Annotated in this window: 15 protein-coding genes, 1 tRNA gene and 1 riboswitch; of the genes, 5 read left to right on the top strand and 11 right to left on the bottom strand. The window is 72.0% G+C overall.

What is annotated here, in order from left to right:
- The first annotated feature begins 117 nt into the window (after positions 1-117).
- Positions 118-1,449 carry an SGNH/GDSL hydrolase family protein gene (locus tag ACH4DX_RS00705; protein WP_398153487.1) on the top strand — a complete coding sequence of 444 codons (1,332 nt, stop codon included), beginning with the start codon at positions 118-120 and terminating at the stop codon, positions 1,447-1,449.
- Positions 1,450-1,462: 13 nt separating this feature from the next.
- On the opposite strand, the gene ACH4DX_RS00700 is transcribed toward ACH4DX_RS00705, so the two are convergent.
- Genes ACH4DX_RS00700 through ACH4DX_RS00685 form a run of 4 tightly spaced genes read right to left on the bottom strand, consistent with a single transcriptional unit; the run spans position 1,463 to position 5,142 of the window.
- Positions 1,463-2,248, bottom strand: coding sequence for a DUF1707 domain-containing protein (locus ACH4DX_RS00700; RefSeq protein WP_398153486.1), 786 nt, complete (start codon positions 2,246-2,248; stop codon positions 1,463-1,465).
- Between the two features lie 9 nt (positions 2,249-2,257).
- Complete coding sequence (locus tag ACH4DX_RS00695; RefSeq protein ID WP_398153485.1) at positions 2,258-3,373, bottom strand: ATP-binding cassette domain-containing protein; 1,116 nt, start codon at positions 3,371-3,373, stop codon at positions 2,258-2,260.
- Positions 3,374-3,380: 7 nt separating this feature from the next.
- A complete protein-coding gene (locus ACH4DX_RS00690; RefSeq protein WP_398153484.1) occupies positions 3,381-4,328 on the bottom strand; it encodes an ABC transporter permease in 948 nt (315 codons plus the stop codon).
- On the bottom strand, positions 4,321-5,142 hold the full coding sequence (locus ACH4DX_RS00685) for an ABC transporter permease (protein WP_398153483.1): 822 nt from the start codon (positions 5,140-5,142) through the stop codon (positions 4,321-4,323). Before ACH4DX_RS00685 ends, ACH4DX_RS00690 begins: the two co-directional genes overlap by 8 nt.
- 226 nt (positions 5,143-5,368) lie before the next feature.
- Between ACH4DX_RS00685 and ACH4DX_RS00680 the strand changes: the two genes are divergently transcribed.
- Positions 5,369-8,482, top strand: a complete 3,114-nt coding sequence (locus ACH4DX_RS00680; protein WP_398153482.1) for a transglycosylase domain-containing protein — start codon at positions 5,369-5,371, stop codon at positions 8,480-8,482.
- Between the two features lie 136 nt (positions 8,483-8,618).
- Here ACH4DX_RS00680 and ACH4DX_RS00675 read toward each other — a convergent pair whose 3' ends face one another.
- The 3 genes from ACH4DX_RS00675 to ACH4DX_RS00665 all read right to left on the bottom strand — a co-directional run bounded on the left by ACH4DX_RS00675 (position 8,619) and on the right by ACH4DX_RS00665 (position 9,807).
- Positions 8,619-8,939, bottom strand: a complete 321-nt coding sequence (locus tag ACH4DX_RS00675) for a multidrug efflux SMR transporter (protein WP_030568837.1) — start codon at positions 8,937-8,939, stop codon at positions 8,619-8,621.
- Positions 8,940-8,968: 29 nt separating this feature from the next.
- Positions 8,969-9,032, bottom strand: a riboswitch (guanidine-III (ykkC-III) riboswitch).
- A 48-nt stretch (positions 9,033-9,080) separates the two neighbouring features.
- The gene (locus tag ACH4DX_RS00670; RefSeq protein WP_106967814.1) at positions 9,081-9,383 is read right to left on the bottom strand and encodes a co-chaperone GroES; all 303 of its coding nucleotides are present in this window, start codon (positions 9,381-9,383) and stop codon (positions 9,081-9,083) included.
- Positions 9,384-9,480: 97 nt separating this feature from the next.
- Positions 9,481-9,807, bottom strand: a complete 327-nt coding sequence (locus ACH4DX_RS00665; protein WP_398116508.1) for a DUF3618 domain-containing protein — start codon at positions 9,805-9,807, stop codon at positions 9,481-9,483.
- Between the two features lie 155 nt (positions 9,808-9,962).
- Here ACH4DX_RS00665 and bcp point away from each other — a divergent pair, with 155 nt between their 5' ends.
- The 3 genes from bcp (at position 9,963) to ACH4DX_RS00650 (ending at position 12,316) form a co-directional block, all read left to right on the top strand.
- The gene (bcp, locus tag ACH4DX_RS00660) at positions 9,963-10,430 is read left to right on the top strand and encodes a thioredoxin-dependent thiol peroxidase (RefSeq protein ID WP_398153481.1); all 468 of its coding nucleotides are present in this window, start codon (positions 9,963-9,965) and stop codon (positions 10,428-10,430) included.
- Positions 10,431-10,661: 231 nt separating this feature from the next.
- A complete protein-coding gene (gene proP, locus ACH4DX_RS00655) occupies positions 10,662-12,185 on the top strand; it encodes a glycine betaine/L-proline transporter ProP (RefSeq protein ID WP_398116504.1) in 1,524 nt (507 codons plus the stop codon).
- 47 nt (positions 12,186-12,232) lie between these two features.
- Positions 12,233-12,316: transfer RNA gene (locus ACH4DX_RS00650), tRNA-Leu, on the top strand.
- A gap of 108 nt (positions 12,317-12,424) precedes the next feature.
- On the opposite strand, the gene rdgB is transcribed toward ACH4DX_RS00650, so the two are convergent.
- The 4 genes from rdgB to ACH4DX_RS00630 form a co-directional block, all read right to left on the bottom strand.
- A complete protein-coding gene (gene rdgB / locus ACH4DX_RS00645) occupies positions 12,425-13,027 on the bottom strand; it encodes an RdgB/HAM1 family non-canonical purine NTP pyrophosphatase (RefSeq protein WP_398153480.1) in 603 nt (200 codons plus the stop codon).
- 103 nt (positions 13,028-13,130) lie between these two features.
- A complete protein-coding gene (locus ACH4DX_RS00640) occupies positions 13,131-13,526 on the bottom strand; it encodes a hypothetical protein (RefSeq protein WP_398116500.1) in 396 nt (131 codons plus the stop codon).
- A 188-nt stretch (positions 13,527-13,714) separates the two neighbouring features.
- On the bottom strand, positions 13,715-14,446 hold the full coding sequence (rph, locus tag ACH4DX_RS00635; RefSeq protein ID WP_398153479.1) for a ribonuclease PH: 732 nt from the start codon (positions 14,444-14,446) through the stop codon (positions 13,715-13,717).
- Positions 14,447-14,628: 182 nt separating this feature from the next.
- Positions 14,629-14,862 (bottom strand): glucose PTS transporter subunit EIIB, encoded by a 234-nt coding sequence (locus ACH4DX_RS00630; protein WP_030568828.1) that lies wholly within the window; start codon positions 14,860-14,862, stop codon positions 14,629-14,631.
- Between the last annotated feature and the right edge of the window lie 160 nt (positions 14,863-15,022).

Below are 15,022 nucleotides of genomic sequence, written 5' to 3'. Positions count from 1 at the left end.
TTCCCGGCGTCCGAGTGGACGGAGGGGGCCGTGTCGGTCCGCTCCCGGCCCATGACGCATCATGGGGTGTTCACACCGGAGCCTCGGGCTCCCCCTGCCCGAGGAGACACAGCCCGCATGACCAAGCGTCACGGTTATGCACTGCTGGCCGCCCTGCTCGCGGTCATAGTGGTCGTTTCGGCCGCCATATACGTCGGCGTCAACGGTACCGGGGTGGACGGCGAGGACCGGATCGGCGCGGGCCCCGGGGGTCCCCGGAGCTCCGCCGCACCGGCCTCCGCGGGCACCTGGGTCGCCACCTGGTCCGCCTCCCCCGCCGGAGCCGAACCCGGCACCGGTGAGCGGGGCATGGCGGGCCGCTCGGTACGCAACGTGGTGCACACCGGCGTCGGCGGCGAGAGCGTCCGCATCACCCTGTCGAACCTGTTCGGCACCCAGCCGCTCACCGTCACCCACGCCTCCGTGGCCGTGGCCGCCGCCTCGAACAACCCGGGCGCCGCCGTCGGCACGCTGCGCCGCCTCACCTTCCGCGGCGACACCTCGGTGGTGATCCCGCCGGGGCGGCAGATCGTGAGCGACGCCGCCGGGCTGCGCGTGCCGCACGACACGGACCTGCTGGTCACGACCTTCTCCCCGGTCGCCGCCGGGCCCGTGACGTACCACCCGCACGCCCGGCAGATCTCGTACGTCGCCGACGGCGACCACACCGAGGACCCGAGCGGGGCCGCGTACCAGGAGCAGAGCCCCTACTGGCGCTACCTCACCGCCGTCGACGTGCTCAGCAGCGAGACCGAGGGCACCGTCGTCGTCATCGGCGACTCCATCACCGACGGCATCTCCTCCACCATGGGCGCCAACCGCCGCTGGACCGACGGTTTGGCCGCCCGGCTGCGCGAGGAGCCCGGTGCGCCGCGCTACAGCGTCGTGAACCAGGGCATCAGCGGCAACCGCGTCTTGTCCGACGGACGGCCGGGGCACCCCGGCGGGCCCGGCGCCAACCCGAGCGGCCTGTCCCGCTTCGACCGCGACGTGCTGAACCGCACCGGCGTCAAGGCCGTCGTCGTCGCCCTCGGCATCAACGACGTCCTGCGCAACCGCGGGACCGACGCCCGCCGCATCACCGACGGGCTGCGCGAGCTGGCCCGGCAGGCGCACACACGCGGGCTGCGGGTGGTCGGGGCGACGCTCACGCCCTTCGGCGGGCACCGGGGGTACTCGCCCGCCCTGGAGCGCGTGCGGCAGTCCGTGAACGCGGAGATCCGCTCCGGGAAGGTCTTCGACGAGGTCACCGACTTCGACAGGGCCCTGCGCGACCCCTACGACCCGCGGACCCTGCTCGACCGGTACGACTCCGGCGACCACCTGCACCCCAGCGACGAGGGTTTCCGGCGCATGGCGCACACGTTCACCCCCTCCGACCTGCGGGGTTCGGCGGACGCCGCGCTCTAGCACCCCGGCGCGGTCAGTGCAGCCGGCGGCGCTCCTCGCGGCGCTGTGCCCGCAGCGCGCGCCGTTCCTCCTTGCGCAGCTTCCGGTCCACGCCCACCCCGCCCATCAGGGCGAACCCGGTGACGACGACGCGGGGCGAGCCGGGTGTGCCCACGCCCGTCGCTTCGTCGTCGAAGCCGCCCATGATCCCGAAGCCCTTGACGGTGACGTTCAGCTCCGGCGGCACGGTGACGTGGATGCCGCCCATGAGCGCGAAGCAGCGGATGACGACGTCCCGGTCGGCGAAGCGCGCCTCGCGCAGGTCGATCTCGCCGCCGCCCCACATCGCGAACGACGTGAAGAGCCGCCCGATCGTCCAGCCGCCCTTGCGGTGGAAGCCGCCCCAGATGGCGACCGCCCCGTTGGACGAGGGCTCGCCGCCGACGACCCGCTCGGACCAGTCGATCTCCAGGGAGCCGTCGTCGTGCGTGGTCCGCTTGGCCATGGAGGGCTTGGACCCCGCTTGCGGGGCGGCGGGCAGATCACGGGTGAGGGGCGCCAACTCGCCGTAGGTGCGGGCCCGGTAGGCCGCGTCCAGGCGCTCGCCGAACTCCTCCATGTCCAGGCGGCCCTCGGCAAGCGCCTCGCGGAGCACGTCGGCGACCCGCTCACGGTCGGCGTCGGAGGCCCGCAGCCGGTCGTGGCTCAGCTCGGCGGAACCCCGCACCGCGGGGCTCGCCTCGGCGGAGCCCGGGGCGTGGGCGGGGGCGGAGTCCGGCCCTTCGGGGCGCGGCGGCGGTGTGGGCTCGGCGTCCGTCATGTCCGCAGCCTACGAGGTCACCCGGTCCGCGTACATCTTGGCGATGACCGCCTCGATGTCGGGCTCCCGCACGGACAGGTCCACCAGCGGGTAGCGCGCCGCGACCGCGGCGACGAGCGGCGCGGCCGAAGCGGCGGCGGGGAACGCCAGCCACTGCCGGGGGCCCTCGACCTTCACGACCCGCGCCGACTCGACCTCCAGGGGCGGAAGTTCACGTTCCAGATCGACGACGAGGGTGCGTTCGCTCTCGCCCACCTCGTGCAGACCGGCGAGCGGGCCGTCGTACATCAGGTGCCCGTGGTCGATGACCATGACGCGGCGGCACAGCTGCTCGATGTCGGTGAGGTCGTGGGTGGTCAGGAGCACGGTGGTGCCGGCCGTGGTGTTCAAGTCGCGCAGGAACTCCCGCACCTTCGCCTTGCTGACCACGTCGAGGCCGATCGTCGGCTCGTCCAGGTACAGCACCTCCGGGTCGTGCAGGAGCGCCGCCGCGATGTCGCCGCGCATCCGCTGCCCGAGCGAGAGCTGGCGCACGGGCACGTCCAGGAGGGCGCCCAGGTCGAGGAGTTGCACGCAGCGGTCGAGGTTCTCGGCGTACCTGCGGTCGGGGATGCGGTACATGCGGTGCATCAGACGGTACGAGTCGATGAGCGGCAGGTCCCACCACAGGGTGGTGCGCTGCCCGAAGACCACGCCGATCCGGCGCGCGAGGCGGGTCCGCTCGCGTGCCGGGTCGATGCCCGCGACCCGCAGCCGGCCGCCGCTCGGTGTGAGGATGCCGGTCAGCATCTTGATCGTGGTGGACTTCCCGGCGCCGTTCGGCCCGATGTAGCCGACCATCTCGCCGCGCCGCACCCGGAAGGTGATCCCGTCCACGGCCCGCACCCGGTGCCGCTCACGGCGCAGGAAGCCGGTCTTCTTGCGTACGTCGAAGACCTTCTCGACGCCGTCGAGCGCGATGAAGTCGGCGTCCGGGTCGGTCTCGTCGGTCTCGTCGTTGGCGCCGTTCACGTCGTCCGCCTCGTTCGCGTCGTTCACGTCGGTCGCCTCGTTCAGCTCGTTCGCGACGTTCGCCTCGGTCGCCTCGTTCGCGACGGCCCTCGTGGTGTCTCTCGTGCTGTCCATGGTGTGCTCAGCTTCCTGTGCTGCGGTACGAGCGGAGCCCCGCGCGCCAGGCGAGACCGGCGAGCGCGCAGCACGCGACGGCCACCAGCGGCGGTGTGAAGGCCGCCCACGTCGGCAGGGCCAGCGGATAGGGGCGCCCGAGCACGTACAGGCCGGGCAGCCAGTTGACGAAGGCGATGGGCACCAGGAAGGTGGCGCCGCGCACCAGGTCCTTGGCGAAGACGGTCGGCGGGTACTGAAGGAGCGTGTTGCCGCCGTAGGTGAAGGCGTTCTGCACCTCGGAGGCGTCCTGGGCGAGGAACTGGAAGGCCGCGCCCGCGACGAAGACCGCCATGAAGATGCCCGCGCCGCTCACCAGCATCAGCGGGATCATCAGGACCTTGAGGGGCGTCCAGGCGAGGTCGAGTGCGAACAGGGCGTACCCGAGGATCAGCAGGCCCTGCGTCACCCTGCCGAGGCGCCTGAGCGCGAACCGGTCCGCCGCGACCTGCGCGAGCACCGGCGCGGGGCGCACCAGGAGGGTGTCGAGGGTGCCGTCGCGGACCCGTCTGCCGAGCCGGTCCATGGAGCCGATGGCCAGGTCGGCGAGGCCGAAGGCGGTGGACGCCGCGCCGTACAGGAAGGCGACCTCGGCGAGGCGGTAGCCGCCGAGCACGTCGACCTGGGAGAACATCAGCAGGATCGCGACGAAGTCGAGCCCCGTGGCCGCGAGGTTGCCGAGGGTCGTCATGGCGAAGGACGCCCGGTAGGCCATGGTGGAGCGGATCCACATCGCGCTGATCATGCGATAGGCGCGCAGGCCGTCCAGGGCCCGGTCCAGTGGACCGTCGGCGGTGCCGTCACGGAGCCCGCAGGGCACGCCCCGGGCCGCCCCGCCCGGAAGCCCGGCGGACGTGCCCGGGCCTGTGGAGGGTGTCTCCCCGGCCGTCCCGTCCCGCAGCGTCGGCTCAGCCACCCTGCACCACCACCCTGCGCGTCGCCACGGACTGGAGCAGCCGCCCGGCCGCGAGCAGCGCGGCGGCCCATCCGGCCTGGAAGGCGTACGTCGCGAGCAGGTCCGTGCCCGTGCGCCTGCCGAGGAAGACATCGGCGGGCACCTGCACCAGCGCCGACCAGGGCAGGGCGCGGGCGATCTCGCCGAGCGCCCCGGGGAAGACGTTCAGGGGGAGGAGCATCCCGGAGAAGAACATGCTCGCCAGCCACGCGATCTGAGCCACACCCGCACCGTCGATGAGCCAGAACGCGCTGAGCGCCACCAGGAACCGCAGCGCGAAGCTGACGAGCACCCCGAGCAGCACGGCGACCGCCGCCGCGAGCCACGTCCACGCGTCGCCGGGCAGGGCCAGGGAGAAGAGGAGCCCGCCGCACGCCATCGGCGCCACACCCCGCGCGAGCAGCTGGAACGCGCCCCGGCCCAGGTCCCCCGCCAGCCACCACGCCTGGAGGTCGGCGGGGCGGTACAGGTCGATGGCGATGTCACCGGTGCGGATGCGCGCCATCAGCTCGTCCTCGAAGCCGCCGCCCATCACCGCGACCGTGGTCAGAAGTGCCTGCCCGATCCACACGTACGTGAGAGCCTGCGCCTGGTCGTATCCTCCAAGTCCAGGCTTCTCGTCCCACAGGGCAATATAGGTGTAGGTCAGGATCACTCCGAAGACAGTGTTGGTGAAGACACCGGCCAAGGTCGCGATCCGGTACGTGGCGTATCGCCGGAAGCTGCCCGCGGCGACGGCCGCGTACAGGCGGAACCGTCCTGATCTCACGCACATCCCTTTCAGAGAGCCTCGTCCCGCTCCAGGCCACCGCGCCCGGGCCCGTTCCGGACCGAAGCGCAGGAGCCTAGTGCGGACGGGTCCAGCCGTGCCAGGCAATTTCGGCCGCGGTGCGTCCCTGGTCGGGGTAGGTGTGCGTGGCAGTGTGCAATGGGTCGTACGAGGCGTACTGGATGTATGAGGCGTACGAGGTGTACGACGCGAACCGGGAGTTCCGCGAGACATGAGCAGCGACGAGCCACAGCGGCAGCCGGGCGACGGGAAGGAAGAGCCCGCCGCCCGGCGAGGGGAACCCTCCGCCCGGCAGAACGGGCCCGCCGACGGCCCCGCAAGCCGGGCCCCTCGGCCGAGTGACCCCGCTCAGGGCCCCACCGCCCCGAAGGGGCCCGCCACCCCGAAGGGCGGCCCTGCCACCCCGGAGAACCGCCCGGGGGCTCGGGGCGGTGGCCCGGGGGGTCCGGGCGGCGGGCAGGGGGCGCGGGGCAACGGTCCCGCGGCTCCGGGCAACGGCCCAGCGGCGCGGGGCAACGGTCCCGCGGCTCCGGGCAACGGCCCGGGGGCGCGGGGCAACGGTCCCGCGGCTCCGGGCAACGGCCCAGCGGCGCGGGGCAACGGTCCCGCGGCTCCGGGCAACGGCCCGGGGGCTCGGGGCAACGGTCCCGCGGCTTCGGGCAACGGCCCGGGGGCCCCGAAGGACGGCCCCGCCACACAGCGGCTCCGGCCCGTCGGCAAGGGCGGCGCGGGCGGGGCCGCGGCGGCCGGTGGCGCCGCCGCCTCCGCGCGGTCCGCACCCGACCCCGCCACCCAGCAGCTCAGGGCCGTCTCCGGCGATCAGGGGCAGCGGCGCCCGCAGTGGGCGTCCCGTGAGCCCGACGGCGGCCCCGGGACCGCGGCCGCCGCTGCCGCCGACGCCCCCGTGCCCGGCGAGAAGGCGGGGGAGGGCAAGAAGGTCAAGAAGAAGCGGCCCAAGCGCAAGGGCTGGCGGCGGCTCCTCCCGACGTGGCGCATGGTCCTCGGCGGGTTCATCTTCGTGGTCCTGCTGTGCGTGGGCGCGTTCGCCGCGGGCTATCTGCTCATCGACATCCCGCCCGCCAACGCCACGGCCACCAAGCAGGCCAACGTCTATCTGTACGCCGACGGCACCGAGCTGGCCCGCGACGACAGCAAGGGCATGAACCGCGAGAACGTACCGCTGTCCAAGGTGCCCAAGCACGTGCAGCACGCCGTGCTCGCCGCCGAGGACCGCGACTTCTACGGGGAGTCCGCCGTCGACCCGAAGGCGATGCTCCGCGCCGCGTACAACACCGTCACCGGCAAGGGCAAGCAGTCCGGCTCGACGATCACCCAGCAGTACGTGAAGAACTACTACCTGGGCCAGGAGCAGACCGTCACCCGCAAGGTGAAGGAGTTCTTCATCGCGATCAAGCTGGACCGCGAGGTGAGCAAGGACGACATCCTGGAGGGCTACCTCAACACCAGCTACTTCGGCCGCAACGCCTACGGCGTGCAGGCCGCCGCCCAGGCGTACTACGGCAAGGACGTCGAGGACCTCACCGTGGGCCAGGGCGCCTACCTCGCCACGCTGGTGAACGCCCCGAACGCCTACGACGTGGCGGCCCACCCGGAGAACAAGCCGAACGCCATGGGCCGCTGGAACTACGTCCTTGACGGCATGGTCAAGGAGGGCTGGCTGCCCGCAGCCGAGCGGCAGCAGAAGTTCCCGATGCCCAAGCAGGCCAAGGGCAACCAGGACCTGTCCGGGCAGCGCGGCTATGTGGTCAAGGCCGTCGAGGACTACCTCATCGACAACCGCGTCATCGAGGAGAACGACCTCCACAAGGGCGGCTACCGCATCACGACGACCCTCCAGAAGCCCCGCCAGGACGCGTTCGTAAAGGCAGTGGACGACCAGGTGATGTCGAAGGTCGACAAGAAGGCCCGCAAGATCGACCGGAACGTGCGGGTGGGCGGTGCCTCCGTGGACCCGGCGACCGGCAAGGTCGTCGCGATGTACGGCGGCATCGACTACACCAAGCAGTTCGTGAACAACGCGACCCGCCGCGACTACCAGGTCGGCTCGACCTTCAAGCCGTTCGTGTTCACCTCGGCCGTGCAGAACGACTCGGTCACCCAGGCAGGTCAGCCGATCACGCCGAACACCGTCTACGACGGCAACAACAAGCGGCCCGTGCAGGGCTGGGACGGCGGCACGTACGCGCCCGCCAACGAGGACGACGGCATGTACGGCGACATCACCGTGCGCGAGGCCACCGACAAGTCGGTCAACTCGGTGTACGCGCAGATGGCCGTCGACGTGGGCTCCAAGCAGGTCAAGGACACCGCGGTCGCGCTCGGCGTGCCGGAGAAGACCCGGGACATGTACGCGTCCCCGTCCATCGCGCTCGGTACGGCCACGGCGTCCGTGCTCGACATGACGCAGGCCTACGCGACCCTCGCCAACCACGGCCAGCACGGCTCGTACACGATGGTCGAGAAGGTCACCAGGAACGGCGAGGAGGTCACGCTGCCGGAGCGGGGCGAGAGGACGGCGGTGAGCCGGGAGGCCGCCGACACCACGACCTCGATCCTGCGCAGCGTCGTCGACTCCGGCACCGGCACGGCGGCGCTCGCCGCGGGCCGTCCGGCGGCCGGCAAGACGGGTACGGCGGAGGAGGACAAGGCGGCCTGGTTCGCCGGTTACACCCCGGACCTGGCGACGGTCGTGGCCATCATGGGCGCGGACCCGGAGACGGCCAGGCAGACGCCGCTGTACGGGGCGCTCGGCGAGCAGCGCATCAACGGCGGCGGCTATCCGGCGAAGGTCTGGGCGCAGTTCACCAAGGACGCCCTCGACGGCAAGCCGGTCAAGGAGTTCGACCTGGAGCTCGAGCCCGGCGCGGACGTGCCGCCCCCGGACCCCTCCGACAGCCCCGAGGAGCCCGGCACCGACGAGGACACCGGCGGCACGACGGACGGCACCGACGGCGGCACGGACGGCACCGACGGGGGCGCCGACGACGGCGGCGCGGCGGACGGCGGCACCGACCAGGGCGGCCAGGGCGGTCCCGGCCAGGGCGGCCAGACCCAGGGGCAGAACCAGGGCCCGACCGGCGGCGGCTCCGACCAGGGCGGGCCGACTGAGGGCCAGGACCAGGGGCAGACCCAGGGGTCGACGCAGGGGCAGAACCAGGGGCCGAGCGGCGGCGCGGCGGACGGCGGCGCGGCCGACGGGGGTGCCGCGGACGGTGGTGGTGCCGCCGACGGCGGCGGGCAGAGCCAGGGAGCCCTCGGCGGGCTCACGGAGGGCACGACGCCCGGTCGGGGCGGGCGGGACTGAGCCGTTCCGCAGCCCGGGAGGGGGCCGGGGCCGATCCGGCCCCGGCCCCCTCCCACTGTTCGGTGACGGCGCGGGCTCCCGTCATGCAGCGACCGCTCGCCCCGCGTCATGCAGTGACCGCCCGCCCGCGTGTCGTTCAGTGACCGCTCGTCGCCTTCAGGCCCACGACGGCCACCAGGAGCAGGCAGACGAAGAAGATCCGGGCGGCGGTGGTGGGTTCGCCGAGCGCGACCATGCCGACCACCGCGGCGCCCGCGGCCCCGATGCCGACCCACACGCCGTAGGCCGTGCCGATGGGCAGGGTCTTCGCGGCGTACGAGAGCAGCACCATGCTGGCGACGATGCCCGCGCCGGTGAAAACGCTCGGCCACAGGCGGGTGAACCCGTCGGTGAACTTCATTCCGATCGACCAGCCGACCTCGAGCAGACCGGCGACGACAAGCAGGACCCAGGCCATGACGGCACCTCCGAGAAGTGGACTCCAGGGGTGCGTCGTCTTTGCGGATCCCGGTACGGCGCGTCTCGTCGGGTGCTTCCACGGTAGCAAGGGGCAGCGAGAAGGGGCTGGTGACGATGGTCACCAGCCCCCGGGGCCTTCCTACAGGTACAGGCCCGTGGAGTCCTCGGAGCCCTCGAAGCGGTCCGCGGCCACGGCGTGCAGGTCGCGCTCGCGCATCAGGACGTACGCCACGCCCCGCACCTCGACCTCGGCCCGGTCCTCCGGGTCGTACAGGACCCGGTCGCCCGGCTCGACCGTGCGCACGTTCTGCCCGACGGCGACGACCTCGGCCCAGGCGAGCCGCTTGCCGACGGCCGCGGTCGCGGGGATCAGGATGCCGCCGCCGGAGCGCCGCTCGCCCTCGGCGGTGTCCTGGCGCACGAGCACGCGGTCGTGCAGCATCCGGATCGGCAGCTTGTCGTCGTGGGTGCTTGGTTCAGGTGTCTTGGCGCTCACGCCCCGAACCTACCTGCCCGCGGGCGCCCCGCACGCCCCAGGGTCAGGCCTTGCGGCGCCTGCTGCCCACCGTGAGCAGCCCGACCACGCCCACCACGAGCAGGGCCACGGGCACGATCCGCTCCAGGCGCGGCTCACCGCTCTCCGCGACGAACTGGCCCCGCACGTCCGAGACGAGACGGTTCGCCCCGACGTAGGCACGGCCGAGTGTGTGGTCCACCTTCGAGGCGACCTTGGCCTTGGCGTCGCCGACGATCGTCTTCGGGTGGACCCGCACCCCGATCTCGTCGAGGGTTTCGGCGAGCTGCTCGCGCCGGCGCTTGATGTCCGCCTCGATCTGCGCAGGGGTCCTGGCATCCGCATCCGACACCGCGCTGCCTCCGTGGGTGTGTGTCGTGCACTGGTCGATCCACAGTCTGTCAGCTCCGCCCGCGCCGCACCCCGCGGCACCCCCATTACGCTCGACCCCGTCACCACACCCCTATGCGTGTGCGCCCCCGTGCGCGCCGTGCGAGGAGACCGGAAATGAGCGAGCGACTGCTGCCCGGGGACACCGCCCCCGCCTTCACCCTGCCCGACGCCGACGGCGCGGAGGTCTCCCTGGCGGACCACAAGGGCCGCAAGGTCATCGTGTACTTCTACCCCGCCGCGCTCACCCCCGGCTGCACCAAGCAGGCCTGCGACTTCACCGACAACCTGGACGTGCTCGCCGCCGCGGGCTACGACGTCATCGGGGTCTCCCCCGACAAGCCGGAGAAGCTCGCGAAGTTCCGCGAGAAGGAGAACCTCAAGGTCACGCTGGTGGGCGACCCGTCCAAGGAGACCCTTGAGGCGTACGGCGCCTTCGGCAAGAAGAAGCTGTACGGCAAGACCGTGACCGGGGTGATCCGCTCGACGGTCGTCGTGGACGAGGAGGGCAAGGTCGAGCACGCCTTCTACAACGTCAAGGCGACCGGGCACGTAGCGAAGATCATCAGGGACCTGGGCGTCTGAGGCCGGGGGTCCGGTCGGGCTTCGGGTCCGACTTCCGGCCGGGCTTCCGGTTCGGCCCTCGGCCGGGCTTCCGATCCGCCCCGGTCCAGCCGCTGCCCGCGGTCGCAAAGTGTGACGAAGCCCCCCTCCCAGGGGGCTTCCGTTTGCGATCGCGGAGTTCGAGCAAGTGATGCGAGGGGCTCTGTCCGCAGGGCCCCTCGCGAATCACCCCGCAGCGAAAGGACCAGGTCCATGGCGGCCAGCAGTCACCAGGCCGACCCCGAGGCCGCCGCGCACCCCGGCGCCGACCCCGAGGCGGTGAAACGTCACCGCACCCTGTTCCGGGCCGTCAGACGGCGCCGGAACCCGCCCCTGCGGCGCACCGACATCACGGTGACCGACGAGGCGGCGGTCCGCAGGGCGGTGAAGGCGGCGTCGCTCGGCAATGCCATGGAGTGGTTCGACTTCGGCATCTACAGCTATCTGGCCGTCACCATCGGCCATGTCTTCTTCCCCTCCGGGAACGACACGGTCCAGCTGCTCTCGTCGTTCGCCACGTTCGCGGTGTCGTTCCTGGTGCGGCCGATCGGCGGCATGGTGTTCGGCCCCATGGGCGACAAGGTCGGCCGCAAGAAGGTCCTCGCCCTGACGATGATCCTCATGGCGGTCGGCACCTTCGCCATCGGCCTCATCCCGAGCTACGCCACCATCGGCTTCTGGGCCCCGGTGCTGCTGATCTTCTTCCGCCTCGTGCAGGGCTTCTCCACGGGCGGTGAGTACGGCGGCGCCTCGACGTTCATCGCCGAGTACGCGCCGGACAAGCGGCGCGGCTTCTTCGGCAGCTTCCTGGAGTTCGGCACGCTCGCCGGTTACGTGGGCGCGGCGGGGCTCGTCACCATTCTGACCACGCTGCTCGACGACGGCGCCATGGAGTCCTGGGGCTGGCGGATCCCGTTCCTGGTCGCGGGCCCGCTCGGCCTCGTCGGTCTCTACCTGCGGCTGCGCCTCGACGAGACCCCGGCGTTCCAGAAGCTGGAGGACCAGTCGTACCACTCGGCGACCGAGGCGGCCTCCGCCGTCGAGACGTCCGCCAAGGGCGACCTCGCGAAGATCTTCCGCGACTACTGGCCGACGCTGCTCCTGTGCATCGCCCTGGTCGGCGCGTACAACATCACCGACTACATGCTCCTGTCGTACATGCCCACCTATCTGACCGACGAGATGGGCTACGACGACACCCACGGACTCCTGATCCTCATCGGCACCATGCTGGTCCTGATGCTGGTGATCAGCCGGGTCGGCGTCCTGTCGGACCGCTACGGCCGCAAGCCGCTCCTGATGGCGGGCATGATCGGCTTCTTCGTCCTGTCGATCCCGGCGTTCCTGCTCATCAAGCAGGGCTCCCTGGTCGCCGTCTCCGCGGGCATGCTGATGCTCGGGCTCTCCCTGGTGTGCCTGCTCGGCACGATGTCGGCGACGCTGCCCGCGCTGTTCCCCACGCCGGTGCGGTACGGCTCGCTCTCGGTCGGCTACAACCTCTCCGCCTCGCTGTTCGGCGGTACGGCACCGCTGGTGATCACCGCGCTGATCAGCGTCTCGGGCAGTGACATGATGCCCGCGTACTACGCCATGGCGGCGGCGCTCGTCGGCATCGTCGCGGTGGCCTGCCTGAAGGAGACCGCGCAGCAGCCGCTCACCGGGTCCCCGCCGTCGGTGGAGAGCAAGGAGGAGGCGGCCGAGCTGGTGGAGGCACAGGCCTCGGTCCCGAAGTTCTGACTCCCCGGGCGGCCGCGGCCGGGCGGCCATTACGATGGGCCCGGCACGCGGCCGTGGTGGAACTGGCAGTCACGCTGGGTTTAGGTCCCAGTGGGGTAACTCCCGTGAGGGTTCGAGTCCCTCCGGCCGCACGACGACTTCGGGCGCCCCCGGTGCGGGGCGCCCTTTGTCGTGCCTGGTGGTGGGGTGGGGTACCCGGTGGTGGCCGGGGCGGCCGGGGCCCCGGTTGCGGGCCGGGTTCAGCCGAGGAGTTCGCGTACCACCGGCGCCAGGGCGCGGAACGCCTTGCCGCGGTGGCTGATCGCGTTCTTCTCCGCCGCCGTCAGCTCGGCGCAGGTACGGGTCTCGCCCTCGGGCTGGAGCACCGGGTCGTAGCCGAAGCCGCCGGTGCCCGCGGGGGTGTGCCGCAGGGTGCCGAGCAGCCGGCCCTCGACGATCCGCTCCGTGCCGTCGGGCAGCGCGAGGGCCGCCGCGCACGCGAAGTGGGCGCCGCGGTGCGGGTCGTCGATGTCACCGAGCTGGGCGAGCAGCAGGTCGAGGTTGGCGCGGTCGTCGCCGTGCCGGCCCGCCCAGCGCGCGGAGAAGATGCCGGGGGCGCCGCCGAGCACGTCGACGCACAGGCCCGAGTCGTCGGCGACCGCGGGCAGACCGGTGGCCTTGGCGAGCGCGTGCGCCTTGAGCAGGGCGTTCTCGGCGAAGGTGACGCCGGTCTCCTTGACGTCGGGGATCTGTGGGTAGGCGTCGGCGCCGACCAGTTCGTGGTCGAGCCCGGCGTCGGCGAGGATCGCCTTCAGCTCGGTGAGCTTGCCGGGGTTGCGGGTGGCGAGGATGAGGCGGGTCATGCGACCAGTATCCGACCCCGCCCGCACCCCGCGGGCCACGCCCCGCTCCCCTCCCCCACCTCGGCGTCACTCCGCCCCTGCCGGCACTCCGCTGGTCCCGTGATCAGCCGGTGCAGACCTTCGTCAGTTCCTTGGCCGCGTCGGCGGCCGGGCTGAGGTCGGGGGTCCTGTCGCCGCCGTCGGAGGCGGCGCGGACGTTGTCGACGGCCTCCTCCAGGTGGTCGAGGGCCTTGTCGACGTCGGTGTCCTCGGACTTGTCGCGGATCTCGTCGAGGTTGTCCTCGATGTCGTCGAGCGACTTGTCCGCCTTCGACGGGTTCATGGCGGCGTCCTGGGCCGCCTCCTGCATCTCGTCGACGTTGTCGTGGATGGCGTCGGCGGTCTTGACGCAGTCGACGGCCTTGTCGACGGGGTCGCAGCCCACGAGGCCGACGCCCGCCGGAACGGCGATCAGTGCGGTGATGATGGCGGTAGCGGTACGGCGGTGGCGCGCGGCCATGCGTGATTCCCTCCCCGGTTGCGGACGGGCGCACGGCTTGGCCCGTACGCCCGCATGCATAAGAACGCCCGTCCGGGCCCCGAAGGTTGCTTCCCTTGCCGACGGCAACGAACCGCAACTGGCCCGTGCCGCTCACCACTTGGCCGGGTCCCGCCGAACCGGCGGGACCCGGGTCCGCCGCGGCCGCCCTACCGCACGGCGTCGAGCGCCTCGCGCTGCAACGCCGTGAGCTGCGCACACCCGCCGACGGCGAGGTCGAGCAGCGCGTCGAGCTCCGCGCGGTCGAAGGGCTCGGCCTCGGCCGTGCCCTGGACCTCGACGAAGCGGCCGTCCCCGGTGCACACGACGTTCATGTCGGTGTCGGCCTTCACGTCCTCCTCGTACGCGAGGTCGAGCAGCGGGACACCGCCGACGATGCCGACGGAGACGGCGCTGACCGTGCCGGTCAGGGGCTTGCGGCCGGCCTTGACCAGCTTCTTGCCCTGCGCCCAGGCGACGGCGTCGGCGAGCGCGACGTACGCGCCGGTGATGGCGGCGGTGCGGGTGCCGCCGTCGGCCTGGAGGACGTCGCAGTCAAGGACGACGGTGTTCTCGCCGAGGGCCTTGTAGTCGATCACGGCACGGAGGCTGCGGCCGATCAGGCGGCTGATCTCGTGCGTACGGCCGCCGATCCTGCCGCGTACGGACTCACGGTCACCGCGGGTGTTGGTGGAGCGCGGCAGCATCGAGTACTCGGCGGTGACCCACCCCTCGCCGCTGCCCTTGCGCCATCGGGGCACGCCCTCGGTGACGGAGGCCGTGCAGAAGACCTTGGTGTCGCCGAAGGAGATGAGGACGGAGCCCTCTGCGTGCTTGCTCCAGCCGCGCTCAATGGTCACCGGGCGGAGTTGTTCGGGGGTACGGCCGTCGAATCGAGACATGGCGCCGAGCCTAGCCTGGCGTTCGAGCCCGGCCGCGCAGTTGCCGGAGTGCCGCCCCCGGCCCGCCGATCGGCCTGACGGCCTCGCCCCCAGTCGCCGGACAGGCTCGGCCTTCCACGCGTCGAGGGCCCCGTTCCGACTGCTGGAACGGGGCCCTCGTACGGCGCTCGGCTAGCGCTTCGTCACATCAGGTCTTCGATGTCGGCGGCGATCGGGTCGGCGTCCGTGCCGATGACGACCTGGATCGCGGTGCCCATCTTGACGACGCCGTGCGCGCCCGCGGCCTTCAGGGCCGCCTCGTCGACCAGGCCCGGGTCCTTGACCTCCGTGCGGAGGCGGGTGATGCAGCCCTCGACCTCTTCGATGTTGTCGATGCCGCCGAGCCCGGCAACGATCTTCTCAGCCTTGCTGGCCATGGTGTTCTCCCTGCTCTGAAAAGGACGCGGCCACGACACCGTAGGTCCGCTTTGTCACGGTAACGCACGGTTGGCCCATCTTCGCGGGCGGTCACGGCAGCCGTACTCAATCATGACGATCAAGGTGCGCCCCTCGTGGGGGCGTGCCGCGCACCCGTCC

It is taken from the genome of Streptomyces sp. NPDC017940 (genome assembly GCF_044328435.1).
Lineage (GTDB): Bacteria > Actinomycetota > Actinomycetes > Streptomycetales > Streptomycetaceae > Streptomyces.
Note: the sequence above shows the minus strand (reverse complement) of the source record. Positions and strands in the feature narration are given on the sequence as shown.